General features: G+C 58.9%; 16 protein-coding genes. 8 read left to right on the forward strand and 8 right to left on the reverse strand.

Annotation, left to right across the window (positions count from 1 at the left end):
- Positions 1-477: 477 nt before the first annotated feature.
- The 3 genes from VGR81_00725 to VGR81_00735 all read left to right on the forward strand — a co-directional run bounded on the left by VGR81_00725 (position 478) and on the right by VGR81_00735 (position 6008).
- Positions 478-1008 (forward strand): DinB family protein, encoded by a 531-nt coding sequence (locus VGR81_00725; GenBank protein ID HEV2287456.1) that lies wholly within the window; start codon positions 478-480, stop codon positions 1006-1008.
- A 238-nt stretch (positions 1009-1246) separates the two neighbouring features.
- Positions 1247-3511 (forward strand): prolyl oligopeptidase family serine peptidase, encoded by a 2265-nt coding sequence (locus tag VGR81_00730; protein HEV2287457.1) that lies wholly within the window; start codon positions 1247-1249, stop codon positions 3509-3511.
- A gap of 514 nt (positions 3512-4025) precedes the next feature.
- A complete protein-coding gene (locus VGR81_00735; GenBank protein ID HEV2287458.1) occupies positions 4026-6008 on the forward strand; it encodes a DUF2339 domain-containing protein in 1983 nt (660 codons plus the stop codon).
- Positions 6009-6030: 22 nt separating this feature from the next.
- Here the strand turns inward: VGR81_00735 and VGR81_00740 are convergent, their stop codons facing one another.
- The 6 genes from VGR81_00740 to VGR81_00765 form a co-directional block, all read right to left on the reverse strand.
- Entirely contained in the window at positions 6031-6558 is a 528-nt protein-coding gene (locus VGR81_00740; GenBank protein HEV2287459.1) for a TlpA disulfide reductase family protein, read from the reverse strand.
- Positions 6559-6960 carry a heavy metal-associated domain-containing protein gene (locus VGR81_00745; GenBank protein ID HEV2287460.1) on the reverse strand — a complete coding sequence of 134 codons (402 nt, stop codon included), beginning with the start codon at positions 6958-6960 and terminating at the stop codon, positions 6559-6561. It lies immediately after the preceding gene.
- Positions 6961-7105: 145 nt separating this feature from the next.
- Positions 7106-8038, reverse strand: coding sequence for a hypothetical protein (locus VGR81_00750; protein HEV2287461.1), 933 nt, complete (start codon positions 8036-8038; stop codon positions 7106-7108).
- A 71-nt stretch (positions 8039-8109) separates the two neighbouring features.
- Entirely contained in the window at positions 8110-8460 is a 351-nt protein-coding gene (locus VGR81_00755; GenBank protein HEV2287462.1) for a hypothetical protein, read from the reverse strand.
- 445 nt (positions 8461-8905) lie between these two features.
- A complete protein-coding gene (locus tag VGR81_00760) occupies positions 8906-9103 on the reverse strand; it encodes a hypothetical protein (protein HEV2287463.1) in 198 nt (65 codons plus the stop codon).
- A 975-nt stretch (positions 9104-10078) separates the two neighbouring features.
- The gene (locus tag VGR81_00765) at positions 10079-10714 is read right to left on the reverse strand and encodes a PEP-CTERM sorting domain-containing protein (protein ID HEV2287464.1); all 636 of its coding nucleotides are present in this window, start codon (positions 10712-10714) and stop codon (positions 10079-10081) included.
- A 471-nt stretch (positions 10715-11185) separates the two neighbouring features.
- Here VGR81_00765 and VGR81_00770 point away from each other — a divergent pair, with 471 nt between their 5' ends.
- Both VGR81_00770 and VGR81_00775 read left to right on the forward strand, forming a co-directional pair.
- Entirely contained in the window at positions 11186-11392 is a 207-nt protein-coding gene (locus VGR81_00770) for a cold shock domain-containing protein (GenBank protein HEV2287465.1), read from the forward strand.
- Positions 11393-11622: 230 nt separating this feature from the next.
- Positions 11623-11865 (forward strand): hypothetical protein, encoded by a 243-nt coding sequence (locus VGR81_00775; GenBank protein HEV2287466.1) that lies wholly within the window; start codon positions 11623-11625, stop codon positions 11863-11865.
- Between the two features lie 215 nt (positions 11866-12080).
- Here VGR81_00775 and VGR81_00780 read toward each other — a convergent pair whose 3' ends face one another.
- Positions 12081-12830, reverse strand: coding sequence for a PEP-CTERM sorting domain-containing protein (locus VGR81_00780; protein HEV2287467.1), 750 nt, complete (start codon positions 12828-12830; stop codon positions 12081-12083).
- Positions 12831-13758: 928 nt separating this feature from the next.
- Here VGR81_00780 and VGR81_00785 point away from each other — a divergent pair.
- From VGR81_00785 to VGR81_00795, 3 genes are all read left to right on the forward strand, one after another.
- Positions 13759-14799, forward strand: coding sequence for a response regulator (locus VGR81_00785; protein HEV2287468.1), 1041 nt, complete (start codon positions 13759-13761; stop codon positions 14797-14799).
- A gap of 47 nt (positions 14800-14846) precedes the next feature.
- Positions 14847-15206, forward strand: a complete 360-nt coding sequence (locus VGR81_00790; GenBank protein ID HEV2287469.1) for a PilZ domain-containing protein — start codon at positions 14847-14849, stop codon at positions 15204-15206.
- A 338-nt stretch (positions 15207-15544) separates the two neighbouring features.
- Positions 15545-17638 (forward strand): hypothetical protein, encoded by a 2094-nt coding sequence (locus VGR81_00795; protein ID HEV2287470.1) that lies wholly within the window; start codon positions 15545-15547, stop codon positions 17636-17638.
- Positions 17639-17932: 294 nt separating this feature from the next.
- On the opposite strand, the gene VGR81_00800 is transcribed toward VGR81_00795, so the two are convergent.
- Positions 17933-19225 carry an MFS transporter gene (locus tag VGR81_00800; GenBank protein ID HEV2287471.1) on the reverse strand — a complete coding sequence of 431 codons (1293 nt, stop codon included), beginning with the start codon at positions 19223-19225 and terminating at the stop codon, positions 17933-17935.
- Positions 19226-19247: the final 22 nt, after the last annotated feature.

Consider the following 19247-nt stretch of genomic DNA (forward strand, 5'->3'; position numbering starts at 1 on the left):
CTGGTGCCTACTCTGGGTACCAACTCTGGAGGGGCAACCAATTCCTGCTTTAGTTTCCGATTCTGAAGAATTAATGCAATATTGAGGCAGATCAAAGCAAGAACGCTCACCCACAGGAAAAGCGCAACTGATTTTCTGAGCGCGAATGCTGACGCGCTTGTCATCTCAGCTGTCGCCGTGCTGCCGCCCTAGCCTCCCCGCAACCTACCCCTCCATTATTCTGATGTCAAGTACTATGGCAATATATAAGAAATCTAACCCCGCAAATATAGACTTCGGTCGCCGGTTCTATGCCATCGTCTCCACGCGACGACACCACCGCACAGCCACATAATTCCCTCTCCTGCGGCGCCCCTCTTGCGCTCTTTTCGCGCCCATCGCACAACGCGCCCGACGCCTTGCGCATCAGAGCACACGACGTGTATCGTGCCCGGACGAAAACCCACGTCACAAATCCACATTCGAAAGGAACCGCGCATGCGACGCCTCATCATCTTCCTGTTGTTTATATTGGCCATTCCCGCCGTGGCGCAGCCGCAAAAGCCTCCGACGCTGCGCAGCATCTTGCTCGCGCAATTGCACAGCACGCACGACAAAAGCGAATGGTTCGTGTGCGCGGACGTCGCCGTCGCCAATATGACGCCCGAACAGGCCAGCTGGACCGATGGCAAAGGCAATCACTCCGTCGGGCAGCTTACGAATCATCTCGTCTTCTGGAACGAGCGCACGCTCGCGAGCCTGACCGGCGAGAAACTCGCAGCCTATAACGGCAACAACGACGAAACCTTCAACAGCTTCGACGCCAAGTCCTGGACCGCGACCGTCGCGCGCCTCGACGCCGTTCTCACGAAGCTCGAGAATCTTGTCGCCACCGCCGACGAGGCCAAGCTCGAAGCCATCGCTCCCACCATCGCGCACATCAATGCGCACAACGCCTATCACATCGGCCAAATCGTCTTCGTGCGCAAAGAGCAAGGCTCCTGGGACGCCAGCAAAGGCGTAAAGTAACCGCCTCGGGCGTCAGAAACTTTGTCGCCACCTTTTCGCGAGCATGCACGCTTAACGTTGTCATTCCGAGCGAGGATGCGGTTAGCATCCGACGAGGAATCTGCCTTTTCGCTTTTCGGCTCGGTGGGCCATGCTTTGCGCCTTCCGCAAAGGCTGGGTTGAACCTCATCATAAGCAGCCATTGTTGACTTGCCGCGCGGCTCGGCGTACTCTCCGCAAATCTGCCGAGGTGCTAGCCATGAAAACGAAACATTTTCCGGGGCCCGTGCTTGCTCTATTGTCTCTGCTTGCCATCGTCGGCCTGGCGCGCGTCTGGTCGCAATCGGCAAATTCCAGTCTCCAATCGGCCTCCATGAAGCCCGCCTCCTCCGCGCTGCCCGCGCCGCCTGTTGCGCCCGTTCGTCCTGTCACAGATGATTACTACGGCACAAAAATCGTGGACCCCTATCGCTACATGGAAAACCTGAAAGACCCGGAAGTGCAGTCGTGGATGAAAGCGCAGGACGACTACACGCGCGCCGCGCTGGCGGGAATTCCGGGCCGCGAGAAACTTCTCTCGCGGATCCGAAAACTCGACCAGACAGTCCCGCAGGTTTTACCCCTCCGACTGCCCGGCAACCTCTACCTTATCCAGAAGCGCCTGCCTACCGAGAACGTTTCCAAACTCTACCTGCGCCACGGTATGAGCGGTGAGGACAAGCTCCTCGTCAATCCCGAGCAGATCAAACTCGCCGCAGCGGCAAATCAAAAGAAGGGCACCAACGCGATAATGGGCACATTGCCCTCGAATAACGATCAATATGTTGGTGTCGGCATCGCCCCGGGCGGCTCGGAACGCGACACGGAGATACACGTGTTCGAGACGGCTTCGGGGAAGGAAACCGGAGACGTGATCTTCCGTGCCGAGGGTGGTATAGAGGGCTGGCTTCCCGATGATCGGTCGTTTGTGTACGCGCGGCTGCAGACGCTGCCTGCCGGCGCGCCGGTGACGGAAGTGGAGCAGAAGGTTCGCACGTATCTGCACGTCCTGGGAACAGATTCCGCAAAGGACCCGGCGGTATTTGGCTATGGCGCCGTACCGACGATTCACGTTGATCCGACGTACTTCGCCAGTGTGGAGACGCCACCGGATTCCGATTACGCGATCGGAGGAATCAACAGCGGCGTTTCGCCGAACAGCGCTTTTTATATCGAGCCCGACGAGGACATCGGTAAAACGAACGCGGCATGGCGTAAGGTCGCGGATTTTTCCGACGAGGTAAGCGACGTCGAAGTGCATGGCGATGATCTCTACGTACTCACGTTCAAGAATGCGCTGCGCTACAAAGTGCTCCGCACCAGCGCCCTCCATCCTGACCTGGCCACGGCGGAAGTCATCGTTCCGCCAAGCCAAGCCGTGGTCACGAGCATCAGCACCGCCGAGGACGCCCTCTATGTGCGATTGCGCGATGGCGGCATCGGTCGCTTACTGCGCGTGCCTTACGGCCCGAAGCCTCAAGCGCAAGAAGTTGCCCTTCCTTTCAAGGGCACGATTGGCGTCGAGACCGATCCGCGCCTTCGCGGCGCTTTAGTGTTTATGACTTCCTGGACGAAGGCGTTCACGATTTACTCTTATGATCCGCGTACGAACAGCCTGACCGACACTAAACTCCAGCCCGCCGGCCCTTACGACGCACCGACGAACATCGAGTCCGTCGAGGTCAAAGTCCGCAGCTACGACGGCACGATGGTGCCGCTCTCCATCGTTTATCCCAAGGACACAAAGCGCGACGGCTCGAATCCTACTTTGCTTGATGGCTACGGCTCATATGGGACCTCCTCGGCTCCTTTCTTTGTGCAGTATTTCCAGGCTTGGTATGAACAAGGCGGAATTTACGCCGAGTGCCATGTCCGCGGCGGCGGAGAGTACGGTGAGGAATGGCATCTGGCGGGCAAGGGTCCAACCAAGCCGAATACCTGGCGCGACTTCATCGCCTGCGCACAGTACTTGATCGAAAACAAATACACTTCGCCAGCTCGCCTCGCAGGATCAGGCACCAGTGCGGGCGGCATCCTGATCGGCCGTGCAATCACCTCTCGTCCCGATCTTTTCGCCGCGGCCATAGACTGGGTTGGGGTTTCGGACATGCTGCGTTTTGAGACCACCGCGAACGGCGTGCCCAATATTCCGGAGTTTGGAAGCGTGAAGACCAAAGCAGGATTCGACGCGCTTTACGCCATGAGCGCCTACGCGCACATCAAGGCCGGGACGAAGTATCCGGCAGTTCTGTTGATGACCGGCGCCAACGATCCGCGCGTGGACCCCTGGCAAATGGACAAGATGGCGGCTCGCCTGCAGGCCGCGACTTCCAGCGGCAAACCGGTGCTTCTGCGCGTCAACTACGCTGGCGGCCACCAGATCATCGGCGGCACGGAGGCGCAGACTCAGCGAGTCTTCGCCGACCAATGGAGCTTCTTGCTATGGCAGTTCGGCATGCCGGGCTTCCAGCAGCAGAAACCGTAGCCGAGCGTTAAGCCAGCCTCGTTCACGCGCATTTCGCTCGCGGTCGTGACGCAACCGAAACTCGACGCCGCTTTGCTGCATGCGTTTTACTCGTAGGGGCGCCGCTTGCCTGTCCTGAAGAATGAAGGGCTGCGCCCGCGCGACTCCCCGAGTCGCGTTTCCTTTGCCGCGCCCGCCCGGCCATCCGATGATTCTGTAGCTCAGGTCCCGCCCCGATGTTTTTTCGCGTCGGGGCCCGACCTGAGGCTTTTGCTTCTCGCCCATCCAGCGCCGCCACTGCGCAAACTTCCCTTTTCCGCTCTCCGCACCGCCGCCTAAATCGCGCTCCGTCGAGCCGACGTGAACTCCCCTCCTCTGGCGCGCGTCCAGAGCGCGAAGGCTCCGCCTTCGTATCTCTGCGCGCCACTCTCGCCGTGTAACAAATCACCCTCCTCGCGTATCTCGAATCTTTTCCCCCCAAGCAATTGAGTAACAATCCTTGCTGTGCTAACGTACGCGGCGTCGGGCGGTTCCCATGGCGGCTTTGACCTTGCTCGTTGTTTTGCTCGTGCTCGCTTTGGTCGGCGGGCCGGTACTCGCCATCGTCGCGTTCGCGCGCGTACGCCGGCTTGAACAAAAATCCCACGCTTCCTCGCTCGGCTTTGATAGCAACGCAACCTCCAGCCAGCTTCGCGCGCTTGAACAGCGCGTCTCCGGAATCGAAAAGGCTCTCGGCCTGCTCATCGCGCGCGTTGACGTCTTTTCTCAATCGCCCGCCGCCAACCGCGCAGCCATTCCGCCACCGATTCCTGCCGCTCCGCTCGTTTCACGGCCAGAACCTCCGCAAGTTTCGCCACCAGCGCAGCCTCCTCCGCGCGCGCCTCAGCCCGCAGCTCAACCTGCGCCGCTCGCTGCTCCCATTTCGCAGCCCGCCGCGCAAACTCGCCCCTTGCGAGAAACGCTCCCGCCCGACTTTGAGAATGTCGTCGCCGGCAAATGGCTCAACTATGTCGGCATCCTCGCCATTCTTTTCGCGGCGACGTTCTTCCTGAAGTACGCCTTCGACAACAACTGGGTCGGCCCAGCCGCGCGCGTGGGCATCGGTCTCGCCAGCGGTGCCCTACTCATCCTCTGGAGCGAGTGGCTGCTGCGCCGCGGCTATCGCTACTTTTCCGAAGGCATCGTCGCGCTCGGCGGCGCGGTTCTGTATTTGTCGCTCTGGGCTGCATCGCATTACTACGATCTTTTTTCTCCCGGCGGTTCCTTCGTTGGAATGGTCGCCGTCACGGCGGCGCTTGTCGCCATTTCGCTGCGCCGTGATTCCCAGCGTCTCGCGCTGCTCGCGCTGATCGGCGGCTTCCTCACGCCGGCATTGCTCAGCACCGGCGGCAACCACGAAATCGTTCTTTTCTCCTATATTGCGCTTCTCTCCGCCGCCATGCTCGTCCTCGAACGCGTCCGCAGTTGGTCGTGGCTTCCGCCGCTCGCCTTTTTCGCTACGCAACTCTATTTCTGGGGCTGGTACAGCAGTTTTTTTGTCTCCGGCGTCCTCTATCTCACGCTCGCCTTCGCGCTCTTGTTCTTCCTGATTTTTTCCGCGCTTCCGCTGCTGAGCGCGCATCGGGAAGGCCGCATCACTGCTCCGGAATGTTTCATCGCCGTGGCCAACACCGCATACTTCCTTGTGGCTCTCGAGCAGATGCTCTGGCCGGAAAGTCGCTGGGCGCTCACTCTCTGGCTCCTGGTGCTCGCCGCCGCGCATCTTCTTGCCGCGCACATTCCCACTCCCGAGCAACGAGTGCGCACGCCGCTCGCTTCCCTTTCCTGGCTCTATACTGGTCTTTCGCTGCTGTGCCTTTCGCTGGCGATTCCCGCGCGGCTGGAAAATCAATGGCTTACCATCACCTGGGCTGTCGAAGGGGTCGTTCTCGTTTGGCTCGGAGTCCGCTTTGCCTCCGTGTGGCTCCGCGCTGCGGGCCTTGCCTTTCTGGCCATCACCGCCCTTCGCCTGATCATTTTCCGGCTGCCCGGCGGCGCGTTTCTCTGGAATCAGCGCTTCCTCACGTTTGCCGCCGGCGTAGCCAGCTTCGCGCTCGCCTGCTTTTTCGTGCGCAAAATAGCCGACAGCATGGCCGTGGAAGAGCGCGCCGCTTTTGCTTTCGCCGCCGTCGCCATCAACGTCTATGCGCTCATCGCGCTCTCCATGGAGCTCTGGGATTTTCTGGGGAACTTACACTCCTACACGAATCAGGGCTGGTCCGCTCAAGAGCTGGGTCTTTCCATCCTCTGGACCATCTACGCCACGGGACTCATTCTCTTCGGCATGATGCGGCGCTCGCCGTTGCTGCGCTGGCAGGCGCTGGCGCTATTTGCCATCGTCGTCGTAAGAGTTTTCTTCTTCGATCTTGCTTCGCTCAGCCGTTTCTATCGCATCATCTCGTTCTTCGTTCTCGGAATCCTGCTCCTCGCCGTTTCTTTCCTCTATCAACGTCGCGCGCAGCGCAACAAATCCTCCTGACGCCGCATGCCCTACGCGCGGCTCACAGAAGTGCTTTCAGCTTCAGTTCGATTGCATCCGTGTATTCGAACCCGACGATCTTGTCGCGAAGGATTCCTTGTCGGTCGTAGAGCATCGTTGTTGGTAATCCCTCGATGCCTCCGAATTCCCGAACCAGGTCACCCGTTGCCACGGCCAGCGGATAACGGGCTCCGATTCGGCTCGCAAACTTCAGCGGGTCTTCCGTGTCTTTCATCATGGCGGATTTGAATCCGATGACCACAAATCCGCGAGCGCCATACAGATCAACCAGCTTCTGATAACCCGGCATCTCTTTCTCGCACGGTTGGCACCACGTCGCCCAAAAGTCGATGAGCACGACTTTCCCGCGCAGCTCAGACGAGGAAATCTTGTGCCCGTGCAAGTCTGCCACCGTAAAATCGGGGAGCCGTGAGCCAATCTCCCCCGCCGCGATGACGGTTTTTTTCGACTGAGGCGGACTCGCAGGACTCCTACTGTATCCCGCGAGTCCTCCGGCAAGAATCAGCAGCACTGCAACTTTGCTTGTCATCTATTCCTTCTTCTGCACTTCGAGAATCAGAACCTTGAACGGAACCGACGTATCCAATTTTTTCTTCTTGCCCGCGGGTTTTTTGTACAACTGCCCGCGAACGGTCACGGTCGTCCCAGTGCCCGCGAGGCCCTGAAGCCCATTGGACAGTTCATTCGGTGCAAGCTCAAACATCCGGTTCGGCTCGACTTGCAACGCAAAATTGCCCGCCGCATCCTTCACGATTTTTCCCTGTGCGGTCATATCCATTTCCGCGACAGTCACGCCGCTGTCATACGTCACCTTCAGAAGCTGAGCCGGATCAATCTGCCCATCCTCTTTCGGCGTCACATCGGCCGTTCCGTTCAACAAGCTGACCTCCACGCTTTGAACGCCAGACTGGCGTCCGAGGGATTGTTTCACCCCGTAGGCTCAAAAGTTTCAGGTCATGCCTTCCACGCGCATCTCGATATGCTTGATTTGCGCCTGTGACACCGGCGCAAGCGCGCAGCCGAGAAGCAGCAGTAGCGCGATTCGTTTGAAATTCATGGCTCCTCCTTTCACTCTTTCATTTGAAGAAATGCAGTCGAAACTGTCGCGTGACGCCAAAACTGATGTGGCGCCGCACCGGCATAAACGACGCTCCCATTGAGTGCGCCGCGTCCCAGTCCATGCCGAACCACACATGCAGTCCGGGCCGCACTCCGACGTAGGTCGTGATTCCAGTCAAAAGCGCGTCGCCTCCGCTGCCGTTTTGCGTCACGCCCGCGATGCGGTCGTCCTGCGAATGCAGCCACGTCACGACGGAGCCGATGAACCACTCACGCGCGCCATCCTTCGATTCATACGGCCGGTACGACAGCCAAAATCGTGATTCAACATCATCGCCAATGCGCGTCGCTTGCGTTCCCTGCGAGCGCACAAAGGCATGAAAATCCTCATCGGCAACGAGGCGCTTGTAATGGAATAGTCCGGTATACGTCCAATTTGCCGCCACAAACAAATCCGTCGAGCCTGATCCCGGCTGCAAAGTTGCCGGCAACAAGCTTCCATTCGCGCTCGAAATATCTGTGCGTCCGGTGGGAAGCTTGGGACCTACCGTCACCGATGCTTGTGTCGTCCCGCGCTCTGAATCCCGGCGGTAGAAGCGGTACTTGACGAGCACCATCGCATCGCCAAGCCCGGTTCCGCCGACTGTTGGCGTGCCAGCCGTTTGAAAATCGTTCGTGACAATCGGCACGACGACAGTCACATCCAAATCTCGATAGAAGCCCCATGTAAAGTTGAAGTCACCTTCGTGCGAGAACGTCGGGCGCGCAGTCGCCGGCACGCTCGCGGTGTCCGGCATCCCGCGCGTGGTGAAGATCGAGTTGTAGGAAACAAGTCCGCCGCCCGGAAACAGCGGTGGGGCCGTCTCAGGCGCGGGGCCTTGACCGTAAACTGGCCCACAAAGCAGCAGGCCCAGCCCGCAGATTCCGCTTACAAAACACAGAAATCGCACACTTTTCCTCCAGCGATGAAAATTTGCTCCCGAAGACACAAATCCACGAGTCGGGAGAACTGGAGGTTTGCCTAGATTCTCAGCGGGCTAAGCGAGAGCGATTGCGCTAAAGGCGGGGAATGATATCGCGCGGCGATGCCGCCGATCACCGGCTGCCGAACAATAGATGCCGTTGACGCCGGGAATGAGACAGCAGCCACGGACGGTCCCGCGGCGGGCAATGACGACGACAGCACGAAAGGCGCGTGCATCGCCTCCATGGTCTTGCAGCAATTCTTGCCCTGATGTCCATGCGACGAGCAAGGCATTGATTTGCAGCACTGCATCGCCTGCTCCGGCGTTGTCATGCCATTGCAGTCAACGGAATACACGGCGAGAGCCGCCGCCATTGCTGTCAGAAGAATTGCCCTGCTAAATCGCATCTCTAGCAGCCTAGACCTGCTCACAAAGAGAGTCAAGCAGGCTTCTCGATGCGTGGGGATCAGTTTGAATTTTCTCGATCGTCACACAAGAAAGGGGCCTCCCAGGTCGACGGTTAGTCGAGCCTGGGGGATGGATGCCAAAATTCGCACTGACCCATTACTTCTTATATGCTTCGCGCTGTTCGCTTCCGCTCAATGGTTCGCACTGTTCGCTTCCGCGAACTTCCAGGTCACTTGTCAGCCGCCGTGCGCAATAGCTGTGATTTCAAATGGCTCAGGAGGAGTGCTCCGCGGAGGTAATGGAATCTGCTTTTGCCGTTTTCCCTTGAGACGAAATCAGGGGTGAGCGTTTTACTCGTAGGGGCGCTGCTTGCCTGTCCTGAAGAATGAAGGGCTGCGCCCGCGCGATGCCCCGCATCGCCTTGCCTTCACGATTTAACGTTAGTCATCCCGAAGTCTGACCGCCGCTGGAATTCGTCACCATCCGATTCGACAACTGATCCTGATGATAGTAGAACGTCCCCGAGGAGTTGACCTTCGCCACCAGCGCTCCTCCCGCGTAGACGTACTCCGTCGTCGGTGCGCTCGGCGCGGCTCCGTTCTGATACTCGGCAATCACCTTCGATCCCGAGAAAATGTACACCGTCGTCGTGCTCCCCGCCAACTCCAAATCTTGGGAATTATGTATTTAACTCCCTTAGACAAAATTTGAGGGCTGACGTAATCCCCGCCAGCCCCTTAACGCCGGGGTTCGATTCAGCGGGCCACCTCGTCAGATGAGCCGCGCACCGTCCCGACGACAACGAATGCCAGAGGGTCGCAGCATTCAACAACAGTCCGTTGCCGAATGCTGAGATGCGTATTCTTCGAAGTAAAAGCTACCTACGGCAGAACAACAGTTGTCCTAACGTTGTCAGGATTAAAAATCCCGTCGTTGTCCGCACAACTGGCTCCGGGACTCTATCAAGAGTGCCTTCACGGCAACACCTCCTAACCGGAGTTCCGGTTTCGCCAGTTGTTATACACCTTAGATTTCCTGTGCGATAGGGTCTAGGCCGCTCGATGCAGTCAAAGTTTCGTAACTGATTCGCCGCCCTGAAATTTCAATCGGGCGCGGGCCTGCGCCAACAGTTTCAAGGACTGCTATGCTGCCTATTGCACCATATCCCCGTGCGGGATACTACTCTCGCTCGTATCACTGGTGCAATAGGTGCATAATCATCAGTTTCTAGCAAGCCTTGCTGTTTCAATGCGATAAAGTAAGGGAGTTAAATATATAATTCCCCAAATCTTCTCTTGACAATTACTGTACTACATGATAAGTATGTACCCGCAAGCCGCATTGGCGGCTTGCGGAGAACTCGGGAGTAAGGAGACAAGGCGGGCCGCGGCGACGCGGCCTTTCGCTTTTTATACGCTTTTTGTGATTCTAATCGCTAGAGATATGAAGAATTAGAACTCGATGCAACTGATAGAAAACAAACAACGGGAAGTCGTTCTAATCGCTGATTCTTTCGGTTTTTTGAAAAACTTTGCGATTTCGGACACTCGCCTCCGCGCTTCCACTTGCAGCTTCCAGATCCAAAGCGCGAGCCTTCCCAGCCGCGCCTGGATGGCCTTAGAGAAGCTTCCGCCGCACGAACGCGCCCAGCCCGATCAGCCCCGTCGCCATCGTCAGCAGCGATGCTGGCTCCGGCGTCGTACCCTGCGCCGGCCCGAGTGGAAATGGCCCTTGGTTGTTGATGTAATAGCCGCTCAGCATGCTATCAATCGCCGCGCTCCCGGAAGTGAACGCGAGCGAAGAAGGATTCGAAACCGTGCCGTTGAAAAGCTGCGATCCGCCGATGATCCATTCATTGGCGCAGGAGTTATCGGTGCAAAACGCAAGCCCGCCATCATTGCCATTCAGCGTGTCGTAGAACGCCATTTGCACGCCGAGGAACGCCACGCTCGGCAGGCCTGTCACGGAAATGGCAAGGTCCGTGTTCACGGCGAAAGCATCGCTTCCGCCAGCCACGAACGAGCCGAGCGAGCCGGGGTCGGTCTGAATCGTGAACGAGATCGTGTAGTTCTGGCCCGGCGAGCTGATGGATGTCGAGGGGACACCCGAAGCGTACGTTCCCGACAGCACAAATGTGGTCGTCGAAGGGGTCGTGTTCTGCACAGTGAGCGTCAGGCTGTCGGCCAGCGCGGCTGGCGCGGCAGCAATTCCGGCGCAAAACAAAGCGGCAATGAGAATCGCATTTTTGCGCATCGTCGAATCCCCCGTGCGGATCACTTCTCAAAACCCGTTCTGGCAGCGAAAGTTGCGCTGGCCCAGATGGAATGCCCCACCTTGAACCGCAGCAATCTGGAGTCCGCTATCATCGCTGAAAACAAAGGACTTACATTAACCAGGCCTCCGCTAAATGCAATGGATTGCACATCTTACGCGGCATTCGCGCAGCTCGTCCGGCGCATTCCAGAGGAGCTTCCAGCAGCCTGCGAGAGTGTTCCGAACCCGCCCACGATGCGCCGTCCCTTTTGGATTGGAACCCACTTTCTCCGCAAATTTTATGTGGCATAGGCCAAAGATATGATATACTGCAATTGCGTTTGTTGCTCTTGTGACTGCTTTTTGAGATATCGGCGAGGCTGCTGGGGTCTATGCCCTTAGCGGCCTTTTTTTTTCGACTCGGGAGGCGACGACGAGCGCAAATAGCTTTACCTTACGAGGAGTAAGAAGTTGAGTAGAGAACAAGGAACGGTCAAGTGGTTTAACGCAAGCAAGGGCTATGGGTTCATTCAACGGCAAAGTGGCGAAGATGTTTTCGTTCACTACAGCGCCATTCAGTCTGAGGGCTACAAAACTCTCAATGAAGGCCAGGCTGTGGAATTCGAAGTCAAGAAGGGACCCAAGGGCCTGCAGGCGGAAGCCGTCGTCGGCCTCTAGTTCGTCATTGGGCGGAGCGGTTGCTTTTTGGCAGGCGTTCCGCCCTTCTCCACCGCGGTTTTAGCGAGCATTGATACCGGGGAGGATGCACCCCGCAGCGTTATTCTGGCATCTAATTGATTGGTACTTTTGGACTTCACACATTTATTCTTTGCGTTTGCAACCGCCGGCTGAATTTGTCGCCCCAGCAGGATTGTGGCTTCGAGCCAGCAACCCAATGAGGAGGGTTCATGCAAGTACTTGACGCGGGACAGACCGTCCGCCATTCGCAATACGGCGTGGGAACCGTGACGGAATCGGATGTGGAACGCACCACGGTGGAATTCGACGATCACGGAATGAAAAAGTTCGTTACGAGCATTTGGTCCGCGGAAGTTGTCGGTGAAATCGCCGGACGCCCGACGCGGCCGAAGCGCCGTCGCCGCAGCACGAAAGCGACAAAAGCCGCCGCTGCAAAAGCAGCGAAAAACTAAGTCCGCAGAAAATCAGCATTCGCAAGACGGAAGTTTCGCTGCGGTGCAAGCAAAGCGCGCCGTGGTTTTCGTACATCAGCGCGAAGCAAATTAAAAAAAACGCCTCGCTTTGGCACCTCTCGATGAAGAGAAGGCCGCCGCGAGGCGTTTTTTTCGCGCGAGCCACAGTCAGTCCCCGCTGACGCCAGGCCTGCGCGCAAAGGCCGCGTTATCGTTCAGGATTGAGCAAAGCGCCGACGAACGAACGGCGCGAGACCCAGCAAGCCGGTGCCAAGAAGCAGCAACGAAGACGGCTCAGGCGTGGCGCCATTCGGCGGGATGGTTGCACCGAACGAGCCCGAGCCCACAGAGCTGAACGCGCCCGGCGGATCGCCAGGCTCGCCGGAAATGTTGGCGAGCGTGCACGGGCCAGTGACGGATGAATTGCATGACAGCGGCGCGAGCAAAATGCTAAAGCCCGCCGTTCCCGAGCCTATGTAAGAAGAGAGGGCGCCGGAACTGGTATACGCCGCGTTCCCGACCAGCGAAACCCCTGAAGCGCCTTCAACGACGTCGAGCCAACTAATCGTGCCGGAGACGCTGCCAGTGAACCCGGTTATGCCCCCACTGAAGCCATCGGCGGCTCCAGAGAGGCTCCAGGTATCCACCATGCTCGGAGACTCGCTCAAAAAAGACGCGGTCAATGAATCGGCGCTGAGAGAATAGCTGCCACCAAAACCCAAAGCGCTCACTGAGCCGGTAACGGCACCCGGGGCTGTGCAAGTCACGCTGGTGCTAAACGGGCATCCGCCGATGTCCACGGAAAGACCGCCCGTGCCACCGGTGCTGGTGAAGACAATGCCATTCGGGCTGGTGCTTGCACCCAAGCTTACCGATGTGATCAGGCCCTGCGCGTTTGCCGAAAGAGCGAACAAAGCCACCGCTGCAATAAGTGTCGCAAAAAATGTGCCTGTTTTGTGTGCCATCTCGAGCCCCTTTGCCTTTTTTGGCTACGTCTTTTTTCTTCCGCGGAAACTTAGGCACACCGCAATGCGCCTGTTTCCGAGCGGAGAGCGGAACTTGCCTCTCCTCAAAATCCCGTGTTTTGAGCTTCAGGCAGGAGGAATCCCCACCGCTGCCCCTAGTCCAGCAAACCCAAGGAAGATCGCACAATGCATGTCAGCAATAGGGCGATCTCAAAAACTTAAGCAATATTCGGGAAGAAGTGTCTCGAAAGAAGCGTCCCACACACCCCCAACTGCACGACGCGCGCAACGCCTCTTTCGGCACAACTCTCAATATGCCGACGCCGGAAGTACACGGCGATGCACCTTTTTTGAGCATGCGCCGTGCCGGGAATGGCCTAATTGACGAGCATAAAGCCGAACTATTGCTCAATTATCACCGGACTGCCGCTGAACAATTAAATGGTTATGCGTTAGTACAATACGGAGATATATGGACGTGCTGGATGCATTGCTGGAGATGGTAAACATTGCAAATGCACGACAATCTCGCGTGGCGCACTAGCACAAACCAGACTGCCTCATGACATATGCAAATACATTCACATCCAGACAATAGAGTTGCGCATTGGCCTCGCAGACGCCCTCTACGCGCTTTGCGCGTAGGCCTGGATGGTACTTTTGGCGTCAATCCGGCTGGCAACTCCACGACCTAACGTGCAGAAGGCAAAGAAAATGATGGCTATCGGGGCAAAGTCCCGGAGGTCAAGCAGGTACCTCGGTACTAAAGAAAATGAGCCCGTTAGCCCAGTGCCTACCCCGGGGCGGCGGCCTATGCTTACGGGCGTGCGAAGTTGCCTCTGGGCAGAGTGTAACCCGCAGGCAACTGGGCATTTGAGTCGGCGCTGGCGACCGACGCTTGAACAAAAATGCAATTAAGGAACGATCCATGAACACGCGGATGGTGCGGCTCTTCCAATTTACTAGCGCGCAGGCTGAAACGGCGAGGCCCAAGGTGAACGCTGCGCACACGCCGGCGTCCAAAAAGGTGGAAGCGAAAGCGGCCAGCGATTTTCACGCGAAGTCGGGGGTGGCAACGCTGGTTGAGGAAATGCCTCCCCAGCAACCCACGCGGGTGCGCACTGCGGAACAAACATCGAATTCGAGCGGCACGATTTCCAGAACGCCAGCCGCAAAAACGGAACGGCGGCACCGCAGGCGCGTTAAAATTTCGGCGCCCGTGCGCGTGCGGCAAGTGAACTGCGCGCACGGATCGGATTGCGACGTGACGATGACGATTGACGTCTCGCGCGAGGGCGTGCTCTTTGAAAGCGCGCGCGCTTCGTACACGCGCGGACAGGAAGTCGCGGTGGTCTTCCCCTACCGCCCGGTGCCGGGGGAAAAGCCTGTCGAGCAGCGCGGGCAGGTGGTGCGTGTGGCGCGGGCAAGCGAAAAACGCTATAGCGTGGCCGTGGCGTTTATTGAGGGCGAGCCAACGTATGAGCTTGTGGATTCACTCGGAAGGCCCTTCGCAAACGAGGCGGTGCGGCTGAAAACGCCGCAGGCACATGCGAACACGCAGCACGAAAAACAACTGATCGTGCTGGTGGACGCGGACGAACGCCAGCGGCGAATGCTGCGCGCGGAATTGGAAATGCAGGAGTATGCGGTGGCGGATATGGAAGAGCCAAATTCGGCAATGTCCGTTTTGCGGCACCGCACACCGGCAGCGATTATCTGCGAGTCGGAAAATTTTCCGGGAACGCACCACGTCCACGGAGAGATGTCCGGCTACGATTTCTGCGTGGTGGTACGGCGCAACGCGCGATTCGTGCGCGTGCCCATTATTCTGACGACGCGGACTGGGCAACCCAGCGATTTTTCGACGGCGCACGCGCTGGGCGCGACGGTGTGCGTGGCGAAACCCTATGAAATGGAGCGTTTTGTAAATCTCCTGCGCATGCTAGCGCCGGCGCATGCGGTCAGCTAAACGATCTTGAGCAGCCTGGGGATTTATTTTACTTGGGAGAAATGAACATGGCTCTCTCATTCGTAAGGAAAAGGAAAAAACGGCGGCATCCCCGCGCCTTGTTCCGGCAGTCGCTTCTGGTGGCGTGGCAAGGCGCCGGGCGGCGGGACGCTAACCGCGTGCGCAATATTTGCCTCGGCGGAATTTATATCTCGACGCGCGATCCGGCGGAAGTGGGAACGAGTCTGCAATTGTTTTTCGATACGCCGGAGGGCGAAGTGCAGGCGCGGGCTGTGGTGCGCAGCATGCATCTGGGCCGCGGAATGGGAGTCGAATTTCTCGGCATGAATTTGCACGCGCGACGGCGGCTTTATCAACTGATGAAAAGGCTCTTGGAAACGGACCATCAAGAGGCCCTGGCCAGCTAGCGCGGAAAAAGAAAACAGGGCCGCAATGGAGACTCACGAGCGGCGCAAGGCTCTATCGGGCCGAGCGCCGCCTTTTTGGGCCTGAACGCTTCAGGTCGCGACTCCGCCGTGCAACCCGCGGCGCAAAACGCAGCATCGCAGCCCACATTTAGCACGGGATGGGATTTTCGCGGATCTCAGGGCGCTGCAATTTGCGTGTTTCGCTCCTTGCCGCCGCGCCGCGCATACGTATAATGCTAAAGCCAATTCAGTGCGAGCCGTTTCCGTCTGAATCGGGGCAGAAGCGAATCCGAAAGAGCCGCAGCGATCGCGCGGCGCAGGACCCGGAGGAACACGGAATGGGGGAAAGCGTGGTCAAAAAAGGCATCGTGCGCGGAGCGATTCTGGCGCTGTGCCTGGTCCTATGGGGCTGCGGCGGGAACCCCAATCCGGTGCCGACGATTGTGCAGATGTCTCCGGCGTCCGTGCCGGCCGGATACGGGCAATTCACGCTTTCGATTTCCGGCACAAATGTGAACGGCGGAACGAACGTTGATTTCGGCGCGGACGTGCTGACGCCGACCGGCGTGCTGGTGGAACCATGCCCATCCGGCACGAATTGCCTGGTGACGCTGCTGGTTACGGTCCCCCCTGGGGACGTGAACACGGCAGGCCCGGTGCAGGTGAACGTTTCGACGAATTCCGTGAATTCGCAGAACGCGACGTTCGGTGTGACCTCGCCGCAAATCCTGACGGCGGCGCCGCTGGCGGTGACAGCGGGCGCGGCGAGCTTTCCACTGACGCTGACGGTGATGAACGTGGCGCCCAGCGTCGTTGTGCAAATGGGCGCGGCGAGCAAGACGAATCCGCCGATCGTGCCCAACGGACCTGTGACGTGCAACATCGTGACCGCCTGCTCGATTACGGTGAGCATTCCGGCGTCCATGGTGGCGACGGCGGGAACGGTTCCCGTGACGGTGGAGAATCCGCTGGCACTCGGCGGAGGAACGGCGACAACGAGTTTGCTCGTTACTCCGGCGGGAAGCTCAGGACAATATCCCATTGCGCAATCGGCGAGCGGCGGCACGCCGGGAAATGCGCCGAGCACGCATTCATCCGTGTCGGACGGCGGCGTGTTTGTGGCGTTTGATTCGACGGCAACGAATCTGGTGAGCGGCGCGACGAATGGGCTTTCGCAAGTTTATTTGCAGCAGAATTGTGCGGGGGCTGGCGCCGGATGCAAGCCGCAACTGACGCTGATTTCGGCGGGGGCGGGCGGGCCGGGAGCCGGAGGACTTGTTGGCAGCGACCGGCCGGCGATTTCGCCGGATGGGCGGTTTGTCGTTTTCGAAAGCGACGATACGAACCTGGTCTCCGGCGCGACGCAGCCGGTGGAACAAATCTATCTCTACGACACGTGCAACAACATTTTCGGCGCGGTACAGGGCTGCAAGCCGGTGCTGACGCTGGTCAGCGCGGCGAGCGGCGGCGCGGCGGGAAATGCGCCGAGCACGAATCCTTCGATCAGCTCGTTTGGATTTTTTATCGCGTTTCAATCGTCGGCGACGAATCTGATTTCGAGTTCCGTGCCGGGCACGCCGCAGATTTATCTCTACCAGAGCTGCAATGGAGCAAATGGTGCGGTGAGCGGCTGCACGGCGGGGCTGCAATTATTTTCGACGGATGCAACAGGCGCGGCGGGCGACAACAATTCGACGGCGCCTTCGATTGATCCGCTGGGAATCGCCGTGGCGTTCGATTCGCTGGCCGACCACATCACGCCGGGAGTTCTGGCGAATGGCGCGCAGCAGGTGTATGTGCGCTCGACGTGCATCGAAGGCGAACCGTTTATGCAAGCGCCGTGCGTTCCGATGACCGTTCTTGTCTCGGGCGACGCAGGCAATAAGCCGGGCACGAGCGACAGCGTGACGCCCGCGGCCACGGACGAAACAGGAATCTTCGTAGCGTATGCGACAAGCGCGGGGAATTTGCTGCCGAAGCCCTCGGCGAATCAGCAGATTCTCGGCGTGAATGTGTGCCTGAATCTGCCAGCGACGATTGGGTGCGCGCCTTCGGGGAATTTTCTGCTTTCCGTGGACGCGAATGGAAATCCGGGGAACGGCAACAGCTCGAATCCGGCGGTGTCGGAAACGGAGACGGTGTTTACGTCGCTCGCGCCGCTGCTCACGGGCGTCGCGGGACAGCAAGTTTACGCCTTGAATATTTGCCTGCCGCCAGCATCGTGCCCAGCGACGACCACGCTGATTTCCGCGGATGCGAATGGCAATGCCCTCACGGGCGATTTCGGCGTGGCGGGCGGCGGAGGGTATGCGACATTTTCGACGACGGGAAGCGCCTCTGCGCCGGGCACGGGCGAAATTTTCCTGGCTGCGCCGCCGTCATTCAATCTGGCCGGAGGCGTAGCGGCGAAAGGCAACCTGCCGCACTACTAGCGCCGCAATGTGACGCCGCGCAGAAAGCCTCGCGCGGCGAGCAATTCCCTGCCCTTGGCTGCGCACGTTGGTGTGCGGACCAAGCTCCTGTGACAGGCTTCGCGATGTGGCGGATCGCCCGCCCGGGCGGGGCAAGCCCCGCCCCTACGAGAAAAGCGATATACGCAAGGAGCAAAGGATGGGCCGTGCGCGGAACGCAAAAAACGCGCGAAATGTGGCGATTAGAAATGGCGCGAGGGTTTGTTTTCTATGAGTTACGGGCGATTCTAATTTCATGCCTCTGGCGATTAGAGTTCACAAAGTTTGCGCGGGCGCGGATTTGGGGACGCGCAGAATCAGCAGGACGCAAAGGACTGCGGCGGCAGCGATGCAAACCATTCCGGAGGCGAACGAGCCAGTGCGCGTGCTCAGATAGCCGAGCAAATACGGAGCGGCGAAGCCGGCGACGGACGCGACGGCGTTGATGAGTCCGACGGAAGCGGCCGCGGCGGAACGGCTGAGCAGAGACGTCGGCAAGGCCCAGAACGTGGGAAGAAACGCGTTGCTGCAAGCGATGAGAGTGAAGAAGAAAACGATCACGGGCAGCGGGCGAAAATTGGCGACGATGCCCAGCGCTCCCACCGCAGCGATGAGCATCGGAATGGCGCAGTGCCAGCGGCGCTCCATGCGCCTGTCGGAATGCCCGCCATTCAGGACCATGGCCGCGAACATCGCGAGATACGGAATCATGCCGACGAGGCCGACGCCGACGTCGGAGAGCGACGATTGGCGCTTCAGCATGGTGGGAAACCAGAAATAAAATCCGTAGGCGACAAAATAGTTGAGAAACGCGCCGGCCGCCAAAAGCAAAACGACGGAAGAGCGCAGCGCTTGCATGACGGGCATGGCGTGGTGAGTCTCGAGGCGCTCAGTTTCGAGTTTTTGTTCGATCCACTGCCGGCCGACGGGAGCGAGCCAGTGGGCTTCGTGCGGGCGGTCGTGGAGATAAAAATATGCGACGGCGCCGAGAATGACCGCGGGCGCTCCTTCGAGAATGAAAAGCCAGCGCCATCCCTGCAAACCGAAAAATGAATGGCCGACAATCCAGCCCGCGAGCGGCGAAGCCAGCGCCTGAGAGATCGGAATCGCGGACATGAAATAGCCGGTGGCTTTGCCACGGTCTTCGCGGCTGAACCAATGGCTGAAGTAGACAATGACGCCGGGGAAAAAGGCGGCTTCGGCGGCGCCGAGCAGCAGACGCGCGGCGTAAAGCTGCGGCGCGTTGTGCACCAGTCCCGTGAGCGCAGTGAGCGAACCCCAGGAGATCATCACCGCGGCGATGAGGCGACGGGCGCTCCAATGTTCGACGAGCATGGCGCCGGGGATTTGCAGCGCGACGTAGCTAAGGAAGAAAATGCCGGCGCCGAGGCCGAAGACGCGGTCGCTGAAGCCGAGGTCGCTGGTCATGCCGAGGGCGGCGTAGGCGACGCTGGTGCGGTCCACGTAATTGACGATGTAGAGAGCGAATAGGAATGGCAGCAGATGCGCGGCAATCTGGCGGCGAGTGCGGCTGGCGATGCCTGCGGAAGATGAGTTGGCTATGTGCAAAGAAAAAGTCCCTCGCGAAGCC

The sequence above is a fragment of the Candidatus Acidiferrales bacterium genome (genome assembly GCA_035934015.1).
In the GTDB taxonomy this organism is placed as follows: domain Bacteria; phylum Acidobacteriota; class Terriglobia; order Acidiferrales; family UBA7541; genus DAHUXN01.

What these genes read in the sequence shown, in the direction of transcription:
- VGR81_00790 (HEV2287469.1), top strand. Translation starts at nt 14,847, where the DNA reads ATGGCTCTCTCATTCGTAAGGAAAAGGAAAAAACGGCGGCATCCCCGC.
- VGR81_00775 (HEV2287466.1), top strand. Translation starts at nt 11,623, where the DNA reads ATGCAAGTACTTGACGCGGGACAGACCGTCCGCCATTCGCAATACGGC.
- VGR81_00755 (HEV2287462.1), bottom strand. Translation starts at nt 8,460, where the DNA reads ATGCGATTTAGCAGGGCAATTCTTCTGACAGCAATGGCGGCGGCTCTC.
- VGR81_00725 (HEV2287456.1), top strand. Translation starts at nt 478, where the DNA reads ATGCGACGCCTCATCATCTTCCTGTTGTTTATATTGGCCATTCCCGCC.
- VGR81_00735 (HEV2287458.1), top strand. Translation starts at nt 4,026, where the DNA reads ATGGCGGCTTTGACCTTGCTCGTTGTTTTGCTCGTGCTCGCTTTGGTC.
- VGR81_00730 (HEV2287457.1), top strand. Translation starts at nt 1,247, where the DNA reads ATGAAAACGAAACATTTTCCGGGGCCCGTGCTTGCTCTATTGTCTCTG.
- VGR81_00780 (HEV2287467.1), bottom strand. Translation starts at nt 12,830, where the DNA reads ATGGCACACAAAACAGGCACATTTTTTGCGACACTTATTGCAGCGGTG.
- VGR81_00765 (HEV2287464.1), bottom strand. Translation starts at nt 10,714, where the DNA reads ATGCGCAAAAATGCGATTCTCATTGCCGCTTTGTTTTGCGCCGGAATT.
- VGR81_00785 (HEV2287468.1), top strand. Translation starts at nt 13,759, where the DNA reads ATGAACACGCGGATGGTGCGGCTCTTCCAATTTACTAGCGCGCAGGCT.
- VGR81_00795 (HEV2287470.1), top strand. Translation starts at nt 15,545, where the DNA reads ATGGGGGAAAGCGTGGTCAAAAAAGGCATCGTGCGCGGAGCGATTCTG.
- VGR81_00740 (HEV2287459.1), bottom strand. Translation starts at nt 6,558, where the DNA reads ATGACAAGCAAAGTTGCAGTGCTGCTGATTCTTGCCGGAGGACTCGCG.